Origin of the sequence: Cutibacterium sp. KBN10P07758 (assembly GCF_050286205.1) — a bacterium.
GTDB lineage: Bacteria > Actinomycetota > Actinomycetes > Propionibacteriales > Propionibacteriaceae > Cutibacterium > Cutibacterium acnes.
In genome coordinates, this window is record NZ_JBNNQV010000001.1 from 200829 (window position 1) to 222762 (window position 21934).

Below are 21934 nucleotides of genomic sequence, written 5' to 3' on the forward strand. Positions count from 1 at the left end.
CGCGGCCCCAGGAGAGGCGTCAGGGCTGCTGCGGGTTATAGGCGCAGGCGTCAGTCACAGATTGGGAGACGTCGTGGTTATCGGGTGACGGGCGTGGAGCGGGGGTCTGCGGGGACTTCTTTAACCCGCTGTGGCTCGGCGGCGCCATGGCGGTCTTGTGGGTGTTAGCAGACGAAGCCCCCGTTACCGGCTTGTTCTTGTTTTTTGACGCAGAGACGCCATGGATGGCGGCCTCCACCTGTTTGCGGATGAGATCGTAATCCGGGTGGGAAGAGAAGAATCCGTGCTTGCCATTGGTGAAAACGACGCGGTTGATGTTGGCGTCACGCATGTTGATGGCGAGGTCGACGAAGGCCGGCAGCATTCCCTGCGGTATGTCAGAGACCACCATCTGCCCGGAAGCATCAGCGATCGATTCGAAGCGGGTCAACACAGTCTGCGGGCTGGTTTGGTCAAGAACGGCCTTGATAAGGCAAGACTGGCGTCCCATCCGGTCGTAGTCGGTGCTCGCTGAGCGCGACCGTGCGTACCACATGGCGTGGTAGCCGTCGAGGTGTTGGTTGGCGCCAATCTCGAGGTAACCGTCCGGCCTCTTGCCCTCGGTATTGCCTGCGATGGGCAGGCGCTCGTTGATGTTCACCGACACTCCGCCGAGCGCGTCAATGAGCTTCTGAAGGCCGTCAATGTCGAGCATGACGAAGTAGTCGATCTTGAGGCCGAGGGCCTCTCCGGTGGCCAGCTTGAGGGCGTCGGCCCCGGGGTAGTCGGTCGCGCCCATGCGATCGACGTAGCGGGCCTTTACCGTCGACCAGATCTCGTTAGCCATGTAGTCGGGGTTGTTACCGTCACCGTCTTTCCCGACGAAACCGTTGGGGAAGTCCCTGTGCAGCGGCGAATCAGACGGGAATGGCATTCTCGCGGTGTTGCGGGGGATCTGGAAGATCGAGGTATCACCGTTGGAGGTATTAATCGACGCCACCATGATCGTGTCAGTGTTCATGGAGTTCTCGGCGCGATAGTTGCGCACTTTGCTGTCGTCGGCGCCGACGAGCAGGACGTTGACTCGCGGCTTGGCCGCCCAAATCGCCTTGACGTCCTGGTTGTAGTTGATGGATGGGCGGGTGCCGGACCGCTTATCGGTGAAGATCCGGCCGAGCATGTGGTCCTGATCGTAGGCATACCGGCCAGCGACAGCTAGCGGGGTTGCGATGGTGGTACACAATGCGGTGACAAGGATGGTCGAGACCCAGCGTTGTCCGCGGGTGATGCCCTGAGGTCGAAGGTCGAGGTGGGAGAAGGTCAGCAATGCCACCAAGGCGACGGCAAGACTCGGCAAGCCCCAGGTTAGAGCGGTGAGCAACTTGGGTCGCACGACGATCGACGCTGCAACTGTCGGGTTAGCCAGGATGAAGAAAACAGCAATGGTCAGCCCAATGAGGAGAAGACCGATGATCGTCAGACCTGTGACGCGGCGACGCGGGGCACGGCTACGAGACAGGGTTAAGCCGGGGACGATGGCCCCAAGTATCGTCCATCCCAGGCAGGTGTTGAAGGCATGGTTGCGTCTGGCCTCCTCGTTCCACCGCGATGGTCTGCGGCGGCTGCGGCTAGCTGGTGAAGCCTTGGCGGTTGCGGCTCGTCGGGCTGGGCTAGGGCGGGATTTCGGCTCGTTGAGGGGCTGTGGGGCGTTAACAGGGGGCTCAGCAGCGGACCGGCGTGGACGCGGGGAACGCGTCGGTGGCCGGGCGGCTGCCCTGAGATCCGCCCGCCGCAGGACATGTGTGTCCTCATTGGCCTCCGGATCGTTCATCCAATCCGGTTGAGCGGCGTGACGTGGAGACGGCGAGTTGGCGCCGCGCGACGCGTCAGCCATGCACATCCCTTTCCGTAAATGTCGATGGGGTGGACCCCATGTTAACCGCTGCACCCAATACGGGGCGGTACCGCCTGGCTGGCGGGCGGCGATCGTGACTGCCTCAGTGGCCTGCGCAGCGCAGACGTCCCTTGTCGGGGGCGTGTCGGGGTCGATGGGGCGCGTTGTCGCGGCCCGGAATTGGAGGGTTTGGGGTTGAGAGAGTAGGCTGACACGGCACTTGGAGGTGTCGCCTAGTCAGGTCTATGGCGCCCGCCTGCTAAGCGGGTTTGGGAGGTAATCCCATCGCGGGTTCAAATCCCGCCACCTCCGCGGATGCCCGGTGACTCCTATAGGGGGCGCCGGGCTTTGTGCATGGTGGGGCTGGTAGTGCCTCGGATGAAGGTCCTGGAGTTGGGATCGACGATACCCCTCGGCGGCCTGGTGTCTCGCATCTGGTGTTCCGCAAACCCGCTTGTCAGGCGGATTTCCGGGGACTGAATTACGCGAATTTGCATTACGGAATTGAAGGCTGTAACGTTTAGCAACGTGCACAGCACAATGCGCCCGTGGCTCAACGGATAGAGCATCTGACTACGGATCAGAAGGTTGGGGGTTCGAATCCCTCCGGGCGCGCAGATGGAAACCCCGCCTTTGTGGCGGGGTTTCGTCGTCTCGAGGAGGCTCTCTCCGGAAGCAGACAGAAATATCCGCGTCTCAACTCTTACCTGCGATAAACCACACGATCGGTCCGACAAGTGGGAAGCAGACGACGATCCAGATCACCTTTCCCGCGCCCGTCAAGCGGTCCGACCTGAGAATCGACAAAAGAGCAAAGGCGAACACGATAATCGGAACGGTGATGGCCAAGAGCGGCAGATCATGGGCGAAAATTGACAGCAGCACCACCTGCCCGTCACTTAGTAGCAGCAACTGGCGTCCGGTCGGGCGAAATCTGTACTCCGGTTGCAGCAGTTCTGGCATACGGCCGTGACAGAAAGCTCGTAGTGTTTCCCCATGACGCGGATCTTGGTCATCGTTCACGAGCCCTCCTGCAGCTCAGGCAGACTCGGGCAACTTTGGCGCAACGCCGGGGCAGACGTCGCCGAGATCAACGCCTGGAACCATCCGGTGCCGCCGATTGTGGACGCTGACGCACTCGTGGTGCTGGGCGGCTCTATGAGCTGCCAGGACGATGCTGAGGCTCCGTGGCTCGCGCCTACCCGCCAGCTCATCTCCCGGACAGTGAGGGCAGGTACGCCCTTCCTCGGCATCTGCCTGGGTCACCAACTCGCCACCGTCGCGCTGGGAGGACAGGTCTGCACCTCCGACCATTTCTGCCTTGGAGCGGCCGAGATGCACCTCACCCCGGAGGGAAAGAAGGACCCGCTGCTGTCGGTCTACGACGGACATCGCGGTATTCATTTCAACAACGATGTTGCGGTCGTCCTGCCCGAGGACGCCGTTCTGCTGGCGCGCGATCCCACCGGTCAGATCGAGGCCGTCAGGTTCGCTGAGCGTGCATGGGGGGTACAGTTTCATCCCGAGTGCACTCCCGAAATCTTCGATGCCTGGACTATCGGCCACGGTGAGAAAGAATGGCAGCAGCGTCTTCCTTGGTCAGAGGCCGTCACGGTACCAGAGACGGTGCGTCGCGACATCGACACCGTCAATGCCGAAGAGGCTTTCGCGGCGCGATTCCAGGAACTTATAGACCCTGAGAAAAGGTGATTCCCGAGGCTCAGTAGGCCTCGGGAATCAGTTGTGAGTATCAGCGACAGACCGTCACAAGGCGACGGCCTCACCCATAACCACCGCGCGAGTGCGCGGTATCCGGAACACCCGAGTGCGATCGGCCTGGTTGCGCGACATAGTGATGTAAAGCATCTTGCGCCAGCCGGCCATGTGCGCACCCTGTTGTGGTTCGTCCCGCTTCACGTCTACTAGGGAGAGGTAGTAGATCGCCTCGTCGAGATGATCCTTGAGCCAAGGACACTTGGCCGCCGCCAGAGCTAGCGCCTTGGGGACGTCCTGGGAATCGGTGAACCCGACGTGACACGCGATATAAGTGATGCCGTCGGTGGGTCTGCCGAGGTCTACTTTCTCAATACGGTTGACGTGCCGCACGTGCGGCACGTTCTCCACCACTATCGAGATGATGATGTTGTGCTCATGCAGCACATGGTTAAACCTGAGGTTATTAAGCAGGGCCAACGGGGTTGTTGCCCGCCCAGGATGCGGGTAAACGGCCAGGCCAGGGACGCGGGTTGGCTTGGTTTCGTGCATCCAGTTGAGGAAGTCGTCCAGCGGCCCCTCATCATCTTGTCGCTGCTTGGCGATGTAGGCGGTGCCGCGTCGCCACGTCGTCATGATGATGACGACGATGGTTGCGAACAACAGCGGGATCCAGCCGCCAGAGGCGATCTTCAACAGATTGGCGGAGAAAATCGACAACTCGACGCCGCCGACAATGACACCAAAAAAGATGAGAGCCCACATCGGCCAATGCCATGCCCGGTGAGCCAGCACCAGAAACAGGCTCGTCGTCAGGAGGAAGGTGCCGGTCACGGCCAAACCATAAGCCGTGGCTAGTTTCGACGAGGTCTGGAAGATGAGGATGAGGGCTAGCACGCCGATAAAGAGGGTCCAGTTGACCTCTGGGATATAGATTTGGCCGCCCTCGGACTTCGAGGTATGACGCACGCCGAGGCGCGGCAGTAACCCCAGGCGGGCGGCCTCTGAACTCATCGAGAACGCCCCCGAGATGACTGCCTGAGAAGCGATGACGGTGGCCATTGTGGCGATGGTGACAAGCGGAATAGTCGCCCAGTCGGGAGCCATCCTAAAGAACGGGTTATCGATCCAGTCGGGGTGCGACAGGATCATGGCCCCCTGGCCCAGGTAGTTGATGAGCAAACAGGGGAGCACAAGGCCGAACCAGGCAAGTCGGATCGATGGAGCCCCGACGTGGCCCATGTCGGCGTATAGCGCCTCGGCACCGGTAATCGTCAAGACGACCGCGCCCATCGCAATGAAAGCCATCGCTGGACGCTCGATGGAAAACAGGATTGCCCAGTGCGGAGACAAGGCCGTAATGATGACCGGGTGGTGGATGATCCACGGAATGCCCAAGGCCGCCAGGGTGAGGAACCAGGTCGCCATTACCGGTCCGAAGGCCTTGCCAATGACCTCCGTTCCCCGTCTCTGCACGATGAATAAGAGGGTAAGGATGACGACCGAGGCTGGCAGGACGATCTTTTCTGCATCCGGGTTGGCTACCGTGAGGCCTTCCACAGCGCTCATCACGGAAATCGCTGGGGTGATAAAGGAATCTCCGTAAAATAGGCCGGCGCCAACGATGCCGAGTAGGAGCGCCGTCATGCCAGTGCCCTTGTGGCTAGCCATGAGTCGACGTACCAAGGCCATCAGGGCGAGGATGCCCCCTTCGCCGTCGTTGTCAGCGCGCATAACGAATATGACGTATTTGACACACACCACGAGCAGGATCGACCAGAAGATCATCGAGATGATCCCCATGACGTCACCGTGGGTTGGGCGCACGGCATGGTTCTCCATTGAGAACACCGTTTGGAGAGAGTAAAGGACTGAGGTGCCGATATCGCCGAAGACGATTCCTAATGCGGCTAGGGCTAGTCCAGGTTTCATGGATCGGATCGGTTCACGATCAACGATCGGCTGGGTGGCTTTGGCCACCGCCTGCCGTTCATGGCTGCGAATCACTCAAGAAAGTATGGACCTCATCGCCTCACCTGCAAATTGATCGGCGAATCAGACGTAGCGCATGGGCGGGAAAAGTGATCGTGAGGTCCTCTGTGATGCTGTTTTCGTCACACTTCAGATGCAGCGACGCCGTCACGCTCGCGACGTAATAATGGCGCTGTAGGGCGGTAGGACGAGGGTCGCAGAGGCTGGATGGCCACCATAGGCGCTCTCGACGGCGAAGATGTGGGCAGGGTCGTAGCCCCATGAGTAGTCGCCGGCGAACTCCATAAGAGGCATGAGAGATGGCCTCGTCGATGGATCGACGGTGGCTACGGTGGGTCACATGTACGACTCCGTTGAACACCTGCCCGCTGCCGACCATCCCGAGCTGCTGGCGGCGACGGTCGCCGGTCGAGTTGCCGAGTTGCCGTCGGCAGTCGTCTTCAGCATTGACCCTGAGATTGCTGATACCGAGGCGCTGTGCGAGGCGTTCGGTGAGGGCCCGGAGACCTGCGCCAACTGCGTCATCGTCAGGGGGAAGCGTGGTGACATCGAAAAGTATGTTGCATGTCTGGTTTTGGCGACGACAAGGGTCGACGTCAACAAAGTAGTGCGCAAAAAGCTCGACGTCCGTAAAGCATCCTTCGCGCCGATAGATGAGGCTGTTGGCATGTCCGGGATGGAATACGGCGGTATCACCCCGGTAGGGCTGCCCGCTGAATGGCCGATCTGGATCGATCCGCGGGTAGCCGAGGCTGAAGCGGTGTGCATTGGATCAGGGCTGCGCAGCTCGAAGCTCATCGTCAGTGGAGGCGATGTACTCTCCCTGCCCGGCGCTGAGGTCGTCGCGGGGTTGGCGAACTGAGGTTACTTGGGACTAACGCGCCGCTCTCGACACCGCTCATCCTAGGGTTGCCGTAGCGGTCACGGTGCCATCGGGGCGACGAACCTTGGCCTCGTCTTCCTCGATGCCGACGGTGAGTCGAGTCGGGGCCGTCACGGCGGCGCGGAACCGGTAAGAAAACCGCTTACCAGTGAAGTCTGCGCCCGTGTCCGCAAACGCCTGAGCCATAAGCAGGGCTTTTAATGGTCCGTGGATCACCAGGCCGTCATGTCCGGCGCGGCGACAGAAGTCGCGGTCCCAGTGGATCCGATACGGGTTCGCTGTCAAGGCTGAAAAGGTCACTAACAGGGGCTCGGTTACCAGGAAGCCGTTGCTGCCGGTGTAACCGGCGCCCTCCGGCGATGGACCTGCGGAGCGAGTCGGCATAAAGACGTAGTCCTGCTCGTCGACAAGGCACTCCCGGCCGCCCTGGGACCACGTGGACCTCATTGTCACGAAGTGGAGCAGGCCGCGACGACCCTCCTTGTCGGTGATTGAGGCCACCTTAGTAGTGCGCGAGGTCTCGCTGTTGAGAGCCAGTGGGGAGATGGTGCGCACGCGTCCGCCCGCGAACATCCTCATCATGCCCGGTTCTGGGGTGATCGGTGAGCCGATCACGTAACCGTCCTCGTCGAGGTTGCCGGGGACGACTGGGTCGAGGAGGAGCACCCAATGCCAGCACGGCGGGACGACTGCGCGGGGTTCTTGGGAGCCGAGTAAAGCCGCTAAGCCACGCAGGTCGGCTGGGCGCAGGATAGTCATTCCGCCAGGCCGTACAGACGGTCGCCGGCGTCACCCAGGCCAGGGACGATGTAGCCGTGTTCGTCGAGATGATCGTCCAGGCCGGCGACGATGAGGTGACAGGGGACGTCAAGGTCCCTGACGAGCTTGCGGAAATTCTCAATGCCTTCAGGGGCAGCCAGGATGCACAGGCAGGTGATGTGGTCGGCGCCGCGGCGAACCAGGAACTCGACAGTGCCGCCTAAGGAACCGCCGGTAGCCAGCATCGGGTCGAGGACGTAGCACTGACGGCCAGAGAGATCCTTGGGGAGACGCTCAGCGTAGGTCATCGGTTGGAGGGTTTCCTCATCACGGGCCATGCCCACGAAGCCGACCTCAGCTGACGGGATGAGGCGCATCATGCCCTCGAGCATTCCCAGGCCGGCGCGCAGAATCGGAACCACGAGGGGCTTAGGGCGGGTCAGGGCGACGCCCTCGGTGGCGGTGAGTGGGGTGGTGACGGTGGTTGGCTCGATGCGCACCTCGCGGGTGCCCTCGTAAGCCATGAGGGTGACAAGTTCCTCGACAAGCTGGCGGAAAACCGGGCTGGGGGTGTCTACCGAGCGCAACAAGGTCAACTTATGAGAGACGAGCGGATGATCCATGACGTTGAGTTCCACGAGTCCAACCTTGGCACATGGGGGCGCGTTGGTAGCATTCGGCTCCCCGTCTGGTGAGTGGGCCTTAAGTATTGGCAGGAACGGACAGTGGGGCCGGGTAGGGGAGCGTGGTGCTTCCTGAGAATGTGGCGGGTAAATCGGCCTTGCGACTGTTTCCCCGGCGAAATGTCTGCAACGATGGAGACGTTCGCCGCCCCAAGGAGGTCGTCATGTCCCGGTTCAACGATAACGAGTTCGTCCCCGACGATGACGTCGATGACTACGATGATCTCGACGATTACGACGAGTTGTCTGATGACGACGACTACGGCGATGACGGGGACGACGATTACGACGATGATGACTATGACGACGATCTCGAGGACGCCAGCGAGGATGAGATCGACTTTGTAGTAGCCCTCTACAACGATGACGGTGAGCGCGTCGCAGTTCCTATGGAACCGATGCTCGCTAATGACTTCGATGAGCTCATCACCCAGCTGAGGCGTTTGCCCGGTGATGCTGGGGCTGTCGGTATGGTGTCCATCGATCACCAGTTTTACGTCATCGTCCGGGTGCGTGGCCGAAATGTGCAGGTCTTTCTGTCCGACGCGACCCAGGCCAACGATTGGCCGATAGCCCGCGATGTCGCTGATTTCCTCGGTGAGGACATTCCTGATCCCGATGACGATCCCGAGACCATGGGTGACGGCGACATGCTTGCTGATGCTGGGTTGGGGGAGTTTGACATGGAGGCTTTCGCTGACGCTGACGAGGACTCTGACGAGATCCTGTCCGACATTGCTGCCCGGGTTCATTTCGGGCCGCAGTTCGAGCGGGCCGCTAACGCTTCGGCGCGCTGACCTGTGGCCGGTCCGGTGCCGGGTTGGCGTCAGGCCATGACCCAGGCCCTTGACGTGGCGCGCCGCGCCGCCACGTGGGGTGACGTTCCCATCGGCGCGGTGATTCTCGGCGCTAACGGCGAAGTCCTTTCCGAAGCCGGCAACGAACGGGAGCGCACCGGCGACCCGACGGCCCACGCGGAGGTGCTGGCCATCCGTCGTGCTGCGGAAGCCCGTGACGGCTGGCGTCTCGGTGATTGCACCCTCGTCGTCACCTTGGAACCATGCACCATGTGCGCCGGAACCATTGTTGCTGCGAGGATCCCGAGAGTGGTTTTTGGAGCCTTTGATCCGAAGGCCGGTGCCGTCAGTTCCCTCTTCGATGCCATGCGCGATCCGAGGTTGCCACACCGGCCGAAAGTGGTCACAGGTGTGATGGCCGAGGAGTCGTCTGCTCTGTTGCGCGAATTCTTTGACGGACATCGGGCCTGTACCGTGGACGGGTGACCAACACGACGACGGAACCGACACCCGCAAGATCCGGGGCGACACCAGAGCCCGGGGAGAAACGCGTCCGGTTCCCCCGTACTCGGGCATACATCCAGCGCCATGAGTTCCTCGCTTCAGTGACGAAGGTTATTAGTGGCACTGGCCTGGCTCAGCTGATTGCAGCTCTGGCCACCCTCTACGTCACCCACCATATTGACCCAGCTGATTGGGGTATCTACGGCGCCATCATGGCGGTATCCCAGTTCGTCATCCCCGCTGCCGCGCTGCGCTACGACATGGCCATCGTGCTGCCTCGTGACGATTCGGAGGCCAAGCGGGTATTCCGACTGGCGACCCGCATCAATGCCATCGTTTCTGGGGTCGCGATGGCAGCGATGGTTCCGCTCGGTCCCTACCTCAGCGGTCTGCTGGGCAAGCCCCAGGCCAGGTGGTGGTTGTTGGCGGTGGGCCCGATCACCTTCACGTATGCTCAGGTGAACGTTGTGAACTTCTGGGCTAATCGGCGTAAACGTTTCGGTGTCATCGGGACCAATGCGGTGTGGTGCCAGTCGACGACGGCGGCGGGAAGAATCGGGTCGTGTGCGGTCTGTCTGGGGGCGTTCGGCCAGGTGATCGCCACCTTCTTGGGCAAGTGTCTGGCTCTTAACAACTTCCGGCGTCAGTTGGGCTCGGACCTGCGTGGCATCAAGGAGGCAGAGGTTCCGCTACGCACCCTGATGCGTAAGTATCGTCAGTTGCCGTTGTTGACGGCGCCCAATGTCATCGTCGACGCTATTCGTCAGCAGGGCGTCAACATGATCATCATGGTGAGGTTTTCGACGTCGGGATATGGACGGTTCTCGATCGCGTGGACCCTCATGCAGATGCCAGCGTCCGTCATCAACCAGGCACTATCCCAGGTGTTCTTCCAGAAATTGTCGGTTTCTGATGCCGGGAGGTTTTACCAAACCGTCAAAAAGTCGGTCGTGAGGTCCTTCCTCATCGGCATTGTGCCGTTCGGGTTGCTGTACTTACTCATCCCACCGGTGCTTCCGTGGCTGTTGGGTGCGAAATTTCACCAATCGGCGGACATTGCGGTGGCGCTGGTGCCGTGGCTCTTCGTCAATTTTGTCACCTCGCCGATCTCAAATATGTTCATCGTGACCCGAAACAATGGCATCGCGCTGGTTTTCGCGATCGTGTATGCGGCGGTACCGCTGACATACCTGAACCTTAGTCACCTGTCGATCGTCGGTACGATCTATCAGATGTCCTTCATCATGGCCGGACTCCTGGTGTTCTACATCGGGCTGGCGCTTGTGGTGGCAAAGAGGTTTGACCAGAAGAATGTGAAGTTGGACGGCGAGGTCGAGGCTGCGTAGGAGGCTGAGGTCACAAGTGAGGACGAGTGCAACCGTCCCTGACACTCTCGACGCCTACCCGATGCGTTCCTGACATTCGGATTTTGGTGTGTGGCGACGGATTCGCTACCCTTATTTACGGTGACGTGTCTGAGCGGCCGAAAGTGCCCGCCTCGAAAGCGGGTGTAGCGAGAGCTACCGAGGGTTCAAATCCCTCCGTCACCGCCAGCTGGGTCCCGGGGATATGCATCCCCGGGACTTCGTTATGTGGTGCCGCCCGTCGCCCTCAGGGTGCGCCCCCGTTCCTGTTGCGGAGGAGCGGTTGGTTCACACGTGCAAGGTTGCTGTAATGCACAGAAGTATGGGAAAAGGCCCCCTTATCTTCGTTTTGGATAAAGCGAGGTTCCCGTATGATCTAGTCAAGGCGGCCGTGGATCGTTGTCGTTCTAGGATGAGGCTTGACATGGCGTTATCTCAAAAATTCGATAATCTGCTGGGGATTTTGGGTGCGGGTGCGTTCTTCATCGGCGTCGTTGTCTTTGTCATGGCCCCGTTCCTCATAGTTCCAGCGGTTTTCGCCTTGGTATTTCCCGGGTGCTCTCTGGACTCACCGTGGACCTGGCAGACCGTCATTGTGGGGGGACTGGTGCTATTTGCCCTAGGAATAGGTGTTTCCTTGCTCATGGGGGTGTTGGCAAGAGTTATCGCCCCATTGGGCCATCTGGTGGTCAATAAAGTCACCAAGGAAAGCCTTGAGTTTCTTGTGCTCTGGTGGTTTTACTCCACTCTCATGCTGCCGGTCAGCTACGCCTTTGGCGCCAGCGTTGTGGTGACGATCGTTACCGCCGTCACCGAACCCATCCTTGATAGGGCTCTGCAACGACAGAAGCACGCCACCAGCCAGTCTTAGGGCCCAGGACGCCGATGCTCGCTCCAGCAGAGGTTTGATCGGTCAAATCAGAGCATCGCGGGACCGCCATCCCTATCATCACCTGGCTCCGATCACTGATCTGCGTCCTCAGCTGCGAAGAACCCGTTTGCTCGGTTGCAATAATGGAAGTCATGCAGCCAGCCGATCTCGCTCTATTCCTCGGCGCTGTCGTCGTGTTGCTCGCCGCTTTCGCAGCCCGGATTGGCACTCGTCTGGGACTGCCGGCACTATTGCTGTTCTTGCTGGTTGGCATGCTGCTCGGCCCGATCGGGTTCGGTATTAACTTCAACGATTTAGCTGGCGCACACGCTATTGGTTTTGCTGCTCTCGTGCTCGTCCTTGCCGAGGGCGGACTCTCAACGAACTGGAAGGACATCCGACCAGCCTTGGCCCCGGCTGCCCTGCTTGCAACCGTTGGCGTCGGGGTCTGTTTTGGTGTCATGACGCTGCTCGGCCACTATGTGCTCGGTTTGCATTGGAGCGTCGCCGCCTTGCTCGGTGCAGCCACTGCACCCACTGACTCTGCCGCAGTCTTTTCGGTACTGCGCGGGGTCTCGTTGCCGAATCACTTGAGGTCTGTGTTGGAGGCCGAGTCGGGCCTCAATGACGCCCCAACCGTTCTCGTCGTCATTGCCCTGACGGGAGTGGCCACCGGGGAGTCGAACGCCGGTGTCCTTCCGCTACTCGGATCGATCGCCGTCCAACTCATCGGCGGCATCCTCGTCGGTCTGCTCGTGGGGTGGGTAGCCGGCAAGGTCAGTCGGCGTATCACCCTGCCATCGGGCAACCTGTACGCTATCGCCGCGATGGCATGGGCCGTCACTGCCTATGGCACAGGAGCGTGGATTGGCGTCTCCGGGTTTTCGGCCGTCTACATCGCCGCCGTCGTCATCGGCAACGGCGATCTTCCCTACCAACACACCACCAGGTCCTTCTCAGAAGGCATCGCCTGGATCTGCCAGATCGGCCTATTCGTCATGCTCGGTCTGTTAGCCAACCCCGATCGCCTCACCTGGGGTTCGGTCGGGGTAGGCATCGCTGCCGGTCTGCTGCTCACCCTCGTTGCGCGCCCAGTGGCTGTGGCCGCCTGCACGATATGGTTCGGGTTCGAACGCAACGAACGACTCTTCATGTCGTGGGCTGGCCTGCGCGGCGCCGTGCCCATTATTCTGGCAACCATCCCAATGGCGTCGAATATGGATCGTGCGGACAAGTTCTTCGACGTTATCCTGGTTCTCGTTGTTGTCTTCACCTGCATCCAAGCCCCAACTCTGCCTGCCGCCGCGGATATTCTCGGCGTCGTCGATCCCCAGATGGCTAAAGATGTCTCCATCGAGGTTGCGCCCCTCGACGAGATCGCTGCTGACTTACTGCAGGCCGACGTGCCCAAAGGGTCGCGTCTGGCTGGGGTGACAATCCGCGAACTGAGACTTCCACGCAACTGCGTCGTTTCCCTTATCATTCGCGGTGACAGATCCTTTACCCCGCACGCCGGAACAGTGCTGGAACAAGGTGACGAGTTGCTAATCGTCGTGCCCCAGGGGAAGCGTCGGACCGTCGCTGAGAGGCTTATCGAGATCAGTCGGGGCGGTCGTTTGGCACGCTGGCACGGCCTGCGGGTGCAGACTGCTGACTGAGGAGCCGCTGCGCAAGAGTTCCGGTAAGCCCTAGGAGGGCTGTTCCCCCGGCGACGCGAGTATGGATGGAGTCGGTGAGGGAGATGGCAGACACACCGACCCGTTGACTTTCACTGACTTCGGCGCAGTCGTCTTGAAGTTTGGGTCGCGATCGCTGAGTACCACCTCGACCTCATGGTCGACGCGCTTGGGATCTGACTTCACGACCGCCCCCGGGAAATAACCGGCAACTAGCCCCACCTCGGGGTTTTTGGCGTCCTGACCGATGATGGTGACTTTCTTGACGCTCGGCTGACGGTTAGACACCGAGTCGATGACGAACCCTACGTTGGTGAGCTGCTTGGATACGCTCCCGGCCAGTCCACGGGTGTGTCCCGAGTTGTACACCGAAACCGTGATGTCTTGGGTCGTCAGTTCGCCGTTGACGTCCTGATCGACGCAGGGAATAAGAGGCGGCGGCGGGATGGGGGCACTCACGGCCTTCCATCCGGCGCGGATGGCCACTGCGATGAGGAGGACGAGGGCTAGCAGGGTTAACGGGGTCCCCGCCATCCTCAGATAGTGGCGACGTTCATCGAAAGTCATGACGGCCATTCAGGTCAAGGACACGAGCGTGCAGGGTCTGACGCTGTTGCAGTGCGGCACGCAGAGCGCGATGCAGGCCGTCCTCTAAGTAGAGGTCGCCATGCCAAGCTACGACGTGGGCGAAGAGGTCTCCATAAAAGGTGGAGTCATCTTCGAGGAGATTCGCCAAGTTCAGGGTGCTCTTTGTCGTGACGAGCTGGTCCAGACGCACCTGAACGGGCGCCAATTGGGACCATTTCTTCTGCGTGTACCCGTGGCTAGGGTATGGACGGGAGTCACCGACACGTTTGAAGATCACAGAACGATCCTACAAGCTCCTTGTGATCCTGGCAGATGGGCCCACGGGAGCATGCGACAGGCTGAGAAATACACCCACTGGATGCTGAGGGTGTCACTACGTTCGGGTTGGCAGCCAACAAAACAGCCTTAAACAGGATGGTCAGTGCGATCAACGCATGCTGATGTCGGGTCTCGGATAAAGCACTTCGATCACCGTTGGGTGCGTCTTACTTCGAGACGCGCCCGGCGACGTTGCGTCAGTTGCACAGCACGGTATGACAAGCTGAATAAAGAGTACGCGTATGCGCGTACGTTCCAACCCCCTAGCGAGAGGTCGATACATGGACATCAGTGCCATGGATCCCAAGGACATCCCCGGACTGTTCGACGCCGAAGTCGTCGGACCGGACGGCGAGAAGGTCGGGACGATCCAGCAGATCTTTGCCGACGAGGTCACCGGAGCTGCGACCTTTGTGACCGTGCTTTCGCAGGGCCATGAGTACTTCATTCCGGTGCGAGGCGCCGAATACTCCACCAGCCAGGTCAACGTCCCGTTTAGTCGAAACCTCATCGAAACGGCTCCCGAGGCGTCCGAGGAAGACGATCTCTCGCGCGACCGCGAGGCCGAGGTTTACGGGCATTACGGCATGGAACCTGCTCGTCGTTCTGGCTTGGAGATTAGCGATGACGACGACATAGCCATTGCCCATCCCGGACGTGGTGCCGTCAGCGAGTCTGACATTGTCGAGGCCGATGTGGTTGACGACTCTGAGCCTGATGCCGACGAGGCTGGTCAGGACACTGTCGTCACCCCGATCGTCGTCTCCGAGGCCGGCTCTGACGCTGAGGATACCGATGACGACGAAGAGAACCGTCCCAAGGTGCTCAGCGACGATCACGGTGACGAGGAAGCTCACACCGTCGATTCCGCCCCGGCTGTGGGGCTGCCTGCCGGTGCCAAGCTGCGTCGCTACGTCGTCACAGACCTGGTGACCGTGCAGATCCCGGTGCGCCGTGAGGTGGTGTGCTGGGAGGATTCCGAGGGCAATATCCACGACTTCGACAAGGTTGAGGCGCCTGAGGAAGCTAAGAGGGCTGGGGTTCCGGGTCAAGCGACCTGGTGGTTCAACGACGGCCCGGAGGCTCCGGCTGGTTGATGCCTTAGAAGTATTGAAACTAGCGTCGGCCCCCCGATCCACCAGGGATCGGGGGGCCGACGCTGTCACAATCTGCTGCGATGGTATTCGGTCAGGAGACCTTCGCATAGGTCACGTCGGCAACGCCAGCGCTGAGCGACGAGATCCGAGAGAAGGCGGCCGAGGAGAGGTCTAGGCAGCGACCAGAGACGTAGGGTCCACGGTCGTTGACGCGCACCACGACTGATTGTCCGTTGGCTTTGTTAGTGACCTTGAGGCGAGTGCCGAAAGAGTAGGTCTTGGAGGCAGCCGTCAGGGCTGACGAGCTGAAGGATTCACCGGAGGCGGTCTGGGAATCGTCGTAGAAGGAAGCCTGGCAGCTTCCAGCTATACCACTCGTGGAAACGTCGGGGGACGTGTTGCGCGCTGGACGGGCAGTCGAGCGGGAGGTGCTCGAGGAGTGCTCGGAGTGATGCTCCGCGTGCTTGTACGTGGAGCTCTTCTCGGCCGCTGCGGCTCGCTGGTAGTCGGCCTTCGATTTGAGCAGTCCCAGGGTGACGGCGTCGGTCACGCCAGTCTGCTTGAGAGCGTTGGCCCTCTGGAACACCTTGACGGCGTTGGTAGTGATCGGGCCATAGGGCAAGCCGACCCACTTGGCCGGGAAGTAGTTGAGGGTCGATAGGTCGCGCTGGACAGCCTTCGAGCGGGCATTGTGATCGCCACGCTGGGCGTAGATACCGACCGGACGGTTCATCTTAGTGATGTAACGGGTGGCCACCCAGGCAGTCTTGCCGCGGTAGTTGACAGGAGTCCAGCCCCGGACATCCTCGCCGATAATAAGGAGCTTGTCGCCGGGACGGAGGAGCCCGTAGCGTCGATACTCAGTGCTGTGTCCAGAACGGACGTTGAGGTGGACGCGAGTAAGCGCGAACCGAGCGGTGTACGTCGTGGCGCGTTTGGCCTGTTCAGCCGGTGCCTTCTTGGTGTGCTGGGTGGGAGCCTTCTCGGCATGAGCCCCAAGGTTGCCGGCAGGGGCGGCGTGAGCCTCCTCGGCGATGGTGCCCATGACGGCGAGACTCGCCGCAGCGGCCAGAGCGACGGTGCGCTTGAGAGTCGTCCCGGCGTTGGTCGAGGTGTTGGTCATGTGATGTTCCTTCCGAGCGTTGCCGCAGGTTTAAAGGGCTTGATGAACTGTACGTGTTCCTGAGAGATTCTCAAAATTTGCTCAGTATAGGTGAGTGGGTGTCACGCGGTAGTTTCAAGTGAAGACGCCGCTGAGCCCTTGCGACAAGGCGCGATGGTAGGTGGAGCAAGACTGGACTAGGGCAGAAAACTGAGAAAATACTGAAGGGACGGTCTCGCTCCTTCAACTCCGCGATAGTGACGACGATGGCCTTGGGAGAGGGAACGAACGCTAGAACCGACGTGAGGGCGTCGGGACCTCATAGGCTGATCCCATGACGTGGAACCGCAACATTCCTGGCCTGCTGACCGATGACGTTCGTCTGAGGGTCCCGCTGAATCGCAGCAATCCTGACGATTTGCGCACTATTGAGGTGTACGCGCGTCTGGTGGCCACCCCCAACGGAACCGACAAGCCCTACCTGGTCTTCCTGCAAGGCGGTCCGGGGTGTGAGTCTCCCCGCCCGACTTTGCGTGACCCCGGGTTTCCCGGTTGGCTGTCGCGCGCGTTGGAGGACTACCAGCTTGTTTTGCTCGATCAGCGCGGCACGGGATTGTCGTCTCCGGTGAGTGAGCCAGTGGGGGATGCGCCTAGTCAGGCCGAGTACCTCACCCATCTTCGTGCCGACGAGATCGTTGAGGACTGTGAGGATATTCGTCGACACCTCGGGATCCAGAAGTGGGCGGCTCTGGGCCAGTCCTTCGGTGGATTCACGTTGCTCAGGTATTTGTCTACCTACCCGGAGTCGTTGTCGGCTGGGTACTTCACTGGTGGTCTGTCGGCGGTCGGGCGATCCGCTGACGATATCTACGCAGCCTGCTACGAGCAGCTGCGTGCCAAGTCGCTGGAGTATTACAAGCGCTTCCCCGGGGACAGGGTGCGGTTCGCTGAGTTGGCGGCGTTGGCGAAGAAAGGCGAGATCGCCACCCCGAGCGGTGACGTCGTGTGTCCATCACGACTGCGGTCGCTGGGGCATGTGTTGGGCGCTTCGGGCGGGGCAGAAAAGCTGCACTACCTGCTGGAGTACCCGCACACTTCGCGGGCGTTCCGTCATGACCTGGCCGAGCTGCTGCCCTACGGCGGACGTAACCCGCTATATGCCGTCATTCATGAATCGTCCTATGCCGACGGTGTGGTCACCGATTGGTCGGCTGCCCGGACGCTACCTGATGACTTCCGGGAGGACCCTACCCTCCTGACGGGTGAACACGTCATGCCGGAATGGTTTGACACTGATCAGGAGTTGCGGCCTTGGAAGGAGGTAGCTGACCTCATTGCGAATCATCCGTGGCCAAAGTTGTACGACCCCGACGTGCTCCGGACTGCTGAGGTGCCGTGTGCTGCGGCGGTGTACCACGACGATGCATATGTGCCGCGCAAGTTCTCTCTCGAGACGGCAGCCCTGCTGCCGCAGATGCACGCCTGGGTGACGACCGAATACGAGCATAACGGGTCGAACGCCTCAGGTGGGGCGGTGCTTGACCGTCTCATTAAGCTCGCGAAGGGTGAGATCGTGAGGTGAGATCGGGTTGGCTGGTGGGGTCGGCGGCGATCCAGCATACTCCATCAACCTCGGCCTACGACAGGAAAGATGAATGACCATGAACGACATTCCACAGGCTCCTACCACTTGGTGTGACCCCGACGATGTCGGTGCCCCGCTCCCCGAGACCGACGAGGTGGAGGCTGATCCGCAGACCGTGCAGATACCGCCCGCAGAGTCCTTCGAGGTGTTGCGTCGCGCCAGCGAGGAGGAGCTGCGAGCGCAAGAGCGAGGTGAGCAGCTCAATCCGTTGGAGTCCGGACGAGCCGCGATCACCATTGCCTTGACCCCGCTATGTCAGCTTGAGGGTGCCGTCATGCTCGGCGTCAGCTTGCTAGAGGCCGTCGCCAAGCGGGTTGAGCAGGTCGACGAGGATGCGGTGGAGGCTTATCTACCAGACTGGCTTTTTGACCACGACAACCTCACCGCCGCCGACGTTCCTGGGCTGCTTGTCGAGCGAGTACGTCGTGACTTGGCTGACCCGGTTGTCGTCTCCACCATGGGGGAGGAGGCCGTCGAACAATTGCGCAGCGGCTTGTCGGCAATCCTCGCAGCCCAGCGTCATGACGCCGCCGAGTTCTCCCGCCACGTCAATCCTGACGTCGACCCCGAGTGGCTCATTGACGGCTGTCAGGAGATCTGTGTCGCTCTGGCCGCCCATGCCGCGACCATCGGCTGGCAGCGCCCTGAGGTCGATGTCTCCAACGTCTTTGCCAGCCTTGACATGGTTAGCGAGCCCGACCTCGTCTGTACCCTGCTGAGGCAAGCCTAACAATGACCGGGGAACAGCTCGCGCATTGGATCGAGGAGTCGACGTCGACAGTGTTTTTCGGCGGCGCCGGAATGTCCACCGAATCAGGTATTCCGGACTTTAGCTCGGCTGGCGGGCTTTACACCACTCAGCATGACCTGCCCTTCCCCGCGGAGTACATGCTCAGTCACAGCTGTTTAGTTGAGCATCCCGCGGAGTTCTTCGACTTCTACCGCACCTACCTCGTCCATCCTCAGGCCAGGCCCAATGCTGGTCACCGTGCCCTGGCTGCCCTGGAACGAGCCGGGCAAGTCTCAACAATCATCACCCAGAATATCGACGGTCTACACCAAGAAGCTGGGTCTCGTCAGGTGATCGAGTTGCACGGGTCGGTGCACCGCAACCGCTGCCTGGCTTGTGGGCGGGCCCATCCACTTTCGGTGATCATGGACGCTCCTGGAGTCCCGCGGTGCTCGTGTGGGGGGATGGTGCGTCCCGAGGTCGTTCTTTATGAGGAATCCCTGCGGAGCCAGGATCTCGACAACGCCACTACCGCGATCAGTACTGCCGATCTGCTTATCGTTGGAGGCACTTCGCTCAACGTTTACCCGGCCGCAGCCTTGTTGAGGTTCTTCCGCGGCCGGCACCTGGTTTTTATTAACCGTGAGGCCACCGGCTACGACCGGGCCGCCGACCTTGTCATCCACGATGGCTTAGGTAAGACGTTGTCTGCGGTTCAGCGTGCCGTGATGCCCTGACGGGTGGCCCTCGTGTGTGGCTTCGGCCTACCCCCGCATAGGCGGGGAATACACCAGCCGACTACGACTGATGCAGGAGCAGTTACCAGATACGAGTGTACTCGGTCTAACGTGTCGAAGCTCTGCGGCGCCGCGCAGCTGAACTCCACCCTGGCCGGAGTGTTGAGGTCTGACCTCGATTGTTTGGCCTCCGCATGAGCTTCAGCCCGTCGAAGTCGACCACTTCCCAGTCATGGCGGTGCACCCGGAACTCGAAGTGTTGTTCACCGCGAACCGTATACACCAAGATCGCGCGGCCATCCCGGCGCATCTCGATGACCCTGTCCCACAGTGCATCCCTGACGCGAGCCGGAACGTGACCGACGAAAACTCCTGGGCTGATCTCGAGCAGCCATCGGGTGAGATGTCCGCGTAGATCCGCTGGACATGCGGTGAGGACAAGTACGGTCATGATTAGCCCCAGGACCTTCCACCGGCCACTACGCCTTCCCGGTCGTCCCACAAGTCGACGATGTCCCAGCCGTATCCCTCGTCAGGATCACCGGGGGCGTCCAGGAGGACGTGGATGTCCTGCACACACTTGGTCAGTAGTTTCGACTCGTGGAAGGCATCGCGCATGGCTCGTCGAGTGACCCCAGCAAGGTCATCGATGTCGCCAGTCGCCGCACCTGACTCGGTCAGGAGTACCATCGCCTGATGGGTGACATTGGTTCCTGGGCCGAGTAGCAGCGCTCCGATGATCGACGCCGGGACATGTACCGTCCCCCCGCTGGTTTGATGCCGTGATGGCATTGGAATCCCGGTTGACAATGCAGTGCTCGATGTAGATGAATCACAGCTCGCCGCCGACCCCCGCAGCGGCGGGGAGGACACTCGAGATGCGGACGACACGCAACTCAACTGGCTCACCTCTGCATGGGCAGAGCACGCCCCAGGCTACCGGAGCCATGTACACGAATCGTGCGTGGTTAACTCACTTCCACGCTCTGACGGGCGACCTCGAGGAGCTCGCCGGAGGCCACCAGGCGGTGGGCTTCGTCGATTTCGGGGGCGAGGAAGCGGTCTGGCCCGGGGCCAGGAATGGTCTGGCGCATTCGTTCGATGACGTCGGCCACCAGCTTCGAGGGCTCCAAACCGCGCATTTGGATGGCTTTGGCGGCGGTCAGGATCTCGATACCAATGACTGCTCCCATACCGTCGATGGCGCGGCGCAGTTTGCGGGCAGCCGACCATCCCATCGAGACGTGGTCTTCCTGCATGGCTGAGGTTGGAATGGAGTCCACTGAGGCCGGTACGGCCAGTCGCTTCATGTCCGAGACGATGCCGGCCTGAGTGTACTGAGCGATCATATGCCCGGAGTCGACGCCGGGATCGTCGGCCAGGAAGGGATGTAGGTCACGGTTGCGGGCCGGGTCGAGCATGCGGTCGGTGCGGCGCTCACTCATCGACGCGAGGTCGGCTGCAGCAATCGCCAAGAAGTCAAGCACATACGCCACGGGGGCGCCGTGGAAGTTGCCATTGGACTCTACCCTCATGTCGTCGGTGATGACTGGGTTGTCGACAGCCGAGGCCAACTCGACCTTCGCTACCTGCAGGGCATGGGCCATCGTGTCGCGGACGGCGCCGTGGACCTGTGGGGCACAGCGCAAGGAGTAGGCGTCTTGGACTCGCTTGGCGGCACCTTCACGACCGGCCTGGATGAGGTCAGAACCTTCTAGCAAAGCGAGAATGTTGGCGGCCGAGGTGGCCTGGCCTGGATGGGGCCGCAGGGCCTGAAGGTCAGGGGCGAAGACCCGATCAATGCCGCACAGCGCCTGGACGGTCATTGCGGTCGCCAGATCAGCCGTCGGAACGAGAACGTCGAGGTCAGCTAGGGCCATGATGAGCTGGCTGAGCATGCCGTCAGTGCCGTTAATGAGGGCCAGCCCCTCCTTCTCGCGCAGGGACACAGGCTTCAGCCCGGCCTGGGCCAGGCCGGTAGCCGCATCGACTTCGTCACCGTCAGGGGTGAGGACGGTCCCTTCGCCGGTCAGGACGAGGGCACAGTGGGCTAGCGGGGCGAGGTCGCCCGAACAGCCAAGAGACCCATATTCCCCCACGACTGGGACGAGCCCGGAGTTAAGCAGATCGGCGTAGGCAGTGACGACCTTCGGACGTACGCCGGTGTGGCCAGATGCCATCGTCTTGAGGCGCAGGGTCATCATGGCGCGGATGACCTCGCTCTCGACCCGCGGTCCGGTCGACGCGGCGTGAGAACGGATGAGTGAATGCTGCAGAGCCACGCGGTAGTCACGCGGCACCCGGGTCGAGGCCAGCGCACCGAAGCCGGTGGAGATGCCGTAATGAGGGGTGGGGTCGTCGGCCAGGCTCTCGACGAGGTCAGAGGCCCGTTTGACCCGCTCTATCGCGTCCTCTCCCACGGTCACTTGGGCTCCCAGCCGAGCGACTGCGACGACGTCGCGGGGAGTGAGCGGGGCACCGGCGTCAACGGTGGTTGGGTTCATGGTCATCCTTTCTTGGAGCCACGTCGTCGTGGCGATTGTGTCTGTGATGGTCAGGGCCCGTCGTCTCCGATGCAACCAACGTGGCCGATCCGCTGCCG

At 61.1% G+C, this 21934-nt stretch carries 23 protein-coding genes and 3 tRNA genes; 14 read left to right on the forward strand and 12 right to left on the reverse strand.

Annotated features, from left to right (window positions below; translation table 11 throughout):
• Positions 1-19: 19 nt before the first annotated feature.
• Positions 20-1873, reverse strand: coding sequence for an LCP family protein (locus tag ACOYO3_RS00990; RefSeq protein ID WP_014167105.1), 1854 nt, complete (start codon positions 1871-1873; stop codon positions 20-22).
• A 222-nt stretch (positions 1874-2095) separates the two neighbouring features.
• Here ACOYO3_RS00990 and ACOYO3_RS00995 point away from each other — a divergent pair.
• Together ACOYO3_RS00995 and ACOYO3_RS01000 are read left to right on the forward strand one after the other, a co-directional pair.
• A tRNA-Ser gene (locus tag ACOYO3_RS00995) sits at positions 2096-2185 on the forward strand.
• A 230-nt stretch (positions 2186-2415) separates the two neighbouring features.
• Positions 2416-2488 (forward strand) — tRNA-Arg (locus tag ACOYO3_RS01000).
• An 81-nt stretch (positions 2489-2569) separates the two neighbouring features.
• On the opposite strand, the gene ACOYO3_RS01005 is transcribed toward ACOYO3_RS01000, so the two are convergent.
• A complete protein-coding gene (locus tag ACOYO3_RS01005; RefSeq protein ID WP_002519551.1) occupies positions 2570-2836 on the reverse strand; it encodes a PLDc N-terminal domain-containing protein in 267 nt (88 codons plus the stop codon).
• A 33-nt stretch (positions 2837-2869) separates the two neighbouring features.
• Here ACOYO3_RS01005 and ACOYO3_RS01010 point away from each other — a divergent pair, with 33 nt between their 5' ends.
• Positions 2870-3583, forward strand: a complete 714-nt coding sequence (locus tag ACOYO3_RS01010; protein ID WP_427305716.1) for a type 1 glutamine amidotransferase — start codon at positions 2870-2872, stop codon at positions 3581-3583.
• 54 nt (positions 3584-3637) lie between these two features.
• Here the strand turns inward: ACOYO3_RS01010 and ACOYO3_RS01015 are convergent, their stop codons facing one another.
• Both ACOYO3_RS01015 and ACOYO3_RS01020 read right to left on the reverse strand, forming a co-directional pair.
• Positions 3638-5518 (reverse strand): potassium transporter Kup, encoded by a 1881-nt coding sequence (locus ACOYO3_RS01015; RefSeq protein ID WP_002519550.1) that lies wholly within the window; start codon positions 5516-5518, stop codon positions 3638-3640.
• A gap of 207 nt (positions 5519-5725) precedes the next feature.
• Positions 5726-5872 (reverse strand): hypothetical protein, encoded by a 147-nt coding sequence (locus ACOYO3_RS01020; protein ID WP_002516179.1) that lies wholly within the window; start codon positions 5870-5872, stop codon positions 5726-5728.
• Here ACOYO3_RS01020 and ACOYO3_RS01025 point away from each other — a divergent pair.
• Complete coding sequence (locus tag ACOYO3_RS01025; protein WP_002519549.1) at positions 5871-6440, forward strand: YbaK/EbsC family protein; 570 nt, start codon at positions 5871-5873, stop codon at positions 6438-6440. The two genes, ACOYO3_RS01020 and ACOYO3_RS01025, sit on opposite strands and share 2 nt — an antisense overlap.
• 36 nt (positions 6441-6476) lie before the next feature.
• Here ACOYO3_RS01025 and ACOYO3_RS01030 read toward each other — a convergent pair whose 3' ends face one another.
• On the reverse strand, positions 6477-7220 hold the full coding sequence (locus ACOYO3_RS01030; protein ID WP_002524533.1) for a MaoC/PaaZ C-terminal domain-containing protein: 744 nt from the start codon (positions 7218-7220) through the stop codon (positions 6477-6479).
• Complete coding sequence (gene upp / locus ACOYO3_RS01035) at positions 7217-7843, reverse strand: uracil phosphoribosyltransferase (protein WP_002519548.1); 627 nt, start codon at positions 7841-7843, stop codon at positions 7217-7219. The genes ACOYO3_RS01030 and upp overlap by 4 nt, the downstream gene beginning before the upstream one ends.
• Before the next feature lie 224 nt (positions 7844-8067).
• Between upp and ACOYO3_RS01040 the strand changes: the two genes are divergently transcribed.
• From ACOYO3_RS01040 to ACOYO3_RS01065, 6 genes are all read left to right on the forward strand, one after another.
• Positions 8068-8700: a tRNA adenosine deaminase-associated protein gene (locus tag ACOYO3_RS01040; RefSeq protein ID WP_002516258.1), complete on the forward strand. Its 633-nt coding sequence runs from the start codon at positions 8068-8070 to the stop codon at positions 8698-8700.
• 36 nt (positions 8701-8736) lie between these two features.
• Positions 8737-9186, forward strand: a complete 450-nt coding sequence (locus tag ACOYO3_RS01045) for a nucleoside deaminase (protein ID WP_002519547.1) — start codon at positions 8737-8739, stop codon at positions 9184-9186.
• Positions 9183-10550, forward strand: a complete 1368-nt coding sequence (locus tag ACOYO3_RS01050) for a lipopolysaccharide biosynthesis protein (protein WP_002519546.1) — start codon at positions 9183-9185, stop codon at positions 10548-10550. The genes ACOYO3_RS01045 and ACOYO3_RS01050 overlap by 4 nt, the downstream gene beginning before the upstream one ends.
• Positions 10551-10669: 119 nt before the next feature.
• A tRNA-Ser gene (locus ACOYO3_RS01055) sits at positions 10670-10757 on the forward strand.
• Positions 10758-10890: 133 nt separating this feature from the next.
• The gene (locus ACOYO3_RS01060) at positions 10891-11439 is read left to right on the forward strand and encodes a hypothetical protein (RefSeq protein ID WP_002524534.1); all 549 of its coding nucleotides are present in this window, start codon (positions 10891-10893) and stop codon (positions 11437-11439) included.
• 143 nt (positions 11440-11582) lie between these two features.
• The gene (locus tag ACOYO3_RS01065) at positions 11583-13097 is read left to right on the forward strand and encodes a potassium/proton antiporter (protein ID WP_002519718.1); all 1515 of its coding nucleotides are present in this window, start codon (positions 11583-11585) and stop codon (positions 13095-13097) included.
• Between the two features lie 30 nt (positions 13098-13127).
• Here the strand turns inward: ACOYO3_RS01065 and ACOYO3_RS01070 are convergent, their stop codons facing one another.
• Together ACOYO3_RS01070 and ACOYO3_RS01075 are read right to left on the reverse strand one after the other, a co-directional pair.
• Positions 13128-13691: a LytR C-terminal domain-containing protein gene (locus ACOYO3_RS01070; RefSeq protein ID WP_002518212.1), complete on the reverse strand. Its 564-nt coding sequence runs from the start codon at positions 13689-13691 to the stop codon at positions 13128-13130.
• Positions 13669-13980 (reverse strand): type II toxin-antitoxin system VapB family antitoxin, encoded by a 312-nt coding sequence (locus ACOYO3_RS01075; RefSeq protein WP_002516339.1) that lies wholly within the window; start codon positions 13978-13980, stop codon positions 13669-13671. Before ACOYO3_RS01075 ends, ACOYO3_RS01070 begins: the two co-directional genes overlap by 23 nt.
• Positions 13981-14302: 322 nt before the next feature.
• Between ACOYO3_RS01075 and ACOYO3_RS01080 the strand changes: the two genes are divergently transcribed.
• Positions 14303-15118 carry a hypothetical protein gene (locus ACOYO3_RS01080; RefSeq protein WP_002516219.1) on the forward strand — a complete coding sequence of 272 codons (816 nt, stop codon included), beginning with the start codon at positions 14303-14305 and terminating at the stop codon, positions 15116-15118.
• A gap of 91 nt (positions 15119-15209) precedes the next feature.
• Here ACOYO3_RS01080 and ACOYO3_RS01085 read toward each other — a convergent pair whose 3' ends face one another.
• Positions 15210-16241, reverse strand: coding sequence for a septal ring lytic transglycosylase RlpA family protein (locus tag ACOYO3_RS01085; RefSeq protein ID WP_002516261.1), 1032 nt, complete (start codon positions 16239-16241; stop codon positions 15210-15212).
• A 313-nt stretch (positions 16242-16554) separates the two neighbouring features.
• Between ACOYO3_RS01085 and ACOYO3_RS01090 the strand changes: the two genes are divergently transcribed.
• The 3 genes from ACOYO3_RS01090 (at position 16555) to ACOYO3_RS01100 (ending at position 19332) form a co-directional block, all read left to right on the forward strand.
• Positions 16555-17802: an alpha/beta fold hydrolase gene (locus ACOYO3_RS01090; RefSeq protein ID WP_002524480.1), complete on the forward strand. Its 1248-nt coding sequence runs from the start codon at positions 16555-16557 to the stop codon at positions 17800-17802.
• Positions 17803-17875: 73 nt separating this feature from the next.
• Positions 17876-18595 carry a hypothetical protein gene (locus tag ACOYO3_RS01095; protein WP_002524479.1) on the forward strand — a complete coding sequence of 240 codons (720 nt, stop codon included), beginning with the start codon at positions 17876-17878 and terminating at the stop codon, positions 18593-18595.
• A gap of 2 nt (positions 18596-18597) precedes the next feature.
• Entirely contained in the window at positions 18598-19332 is a 735-nt protein-coding gene (locus ACOYO3_RS01100) for an NAD-dependent protein deacylase (RefSeq protein WP_002524478.1), read from the forward strand.
• Positions 19333-19438: 106 nt separating this feature from the next.
• On the opposite strand, the gene cas2e is transcribed toward ACOYO3_RS01100, so the two are convergent.
• The 3 genes from cas2e to hutH all read right to left on the reverse strand — a co-directional run bounded on the left by cas2e (position 19439) and on the right by hutH (position 21842).
• Positions 19439-19783 carry a type I-E CRISPR-associated endoribonuclease Cas2e gene (gene cas2e / locus ACOYO3_RS01105; RefSeq protein ID WP_002516265.1) on the reverse strand — a complete coding sequence of 115 codons (345 nt, stop codon included), beginning with the start codon at positions 19781-19783 and terminating at the stop codon, positions 19439-19441.
• A 2-nt stretch (positions 19784-19785) separates the two neighbouring features.
• Positions 19786-20124: a hypothetical protein gene (locus ACOYO3_RS01110; RefSeq protein ID WP_002519540.1), complete on the reverse strand. Its 339-nt coding sequence runs from the start codon at positions 20122-20124 to the stop codon at positions 19786-19788.
• 176 nt (positions 20125-20300) lie between these two features.
• On the reverse strand, positions 20301-21842 hold the full coding sequence (hutH, locus tag ACOYO3_RS01115) for a histidine ammonia-lyase (protein WP_002519539.1): 1542 nt from the start codon (positions 21840-21842) through the stop codon (positions 20301-20303).
• Between the last annotated feature and the right edge of the window lie 92 nt (positions 21843-21934).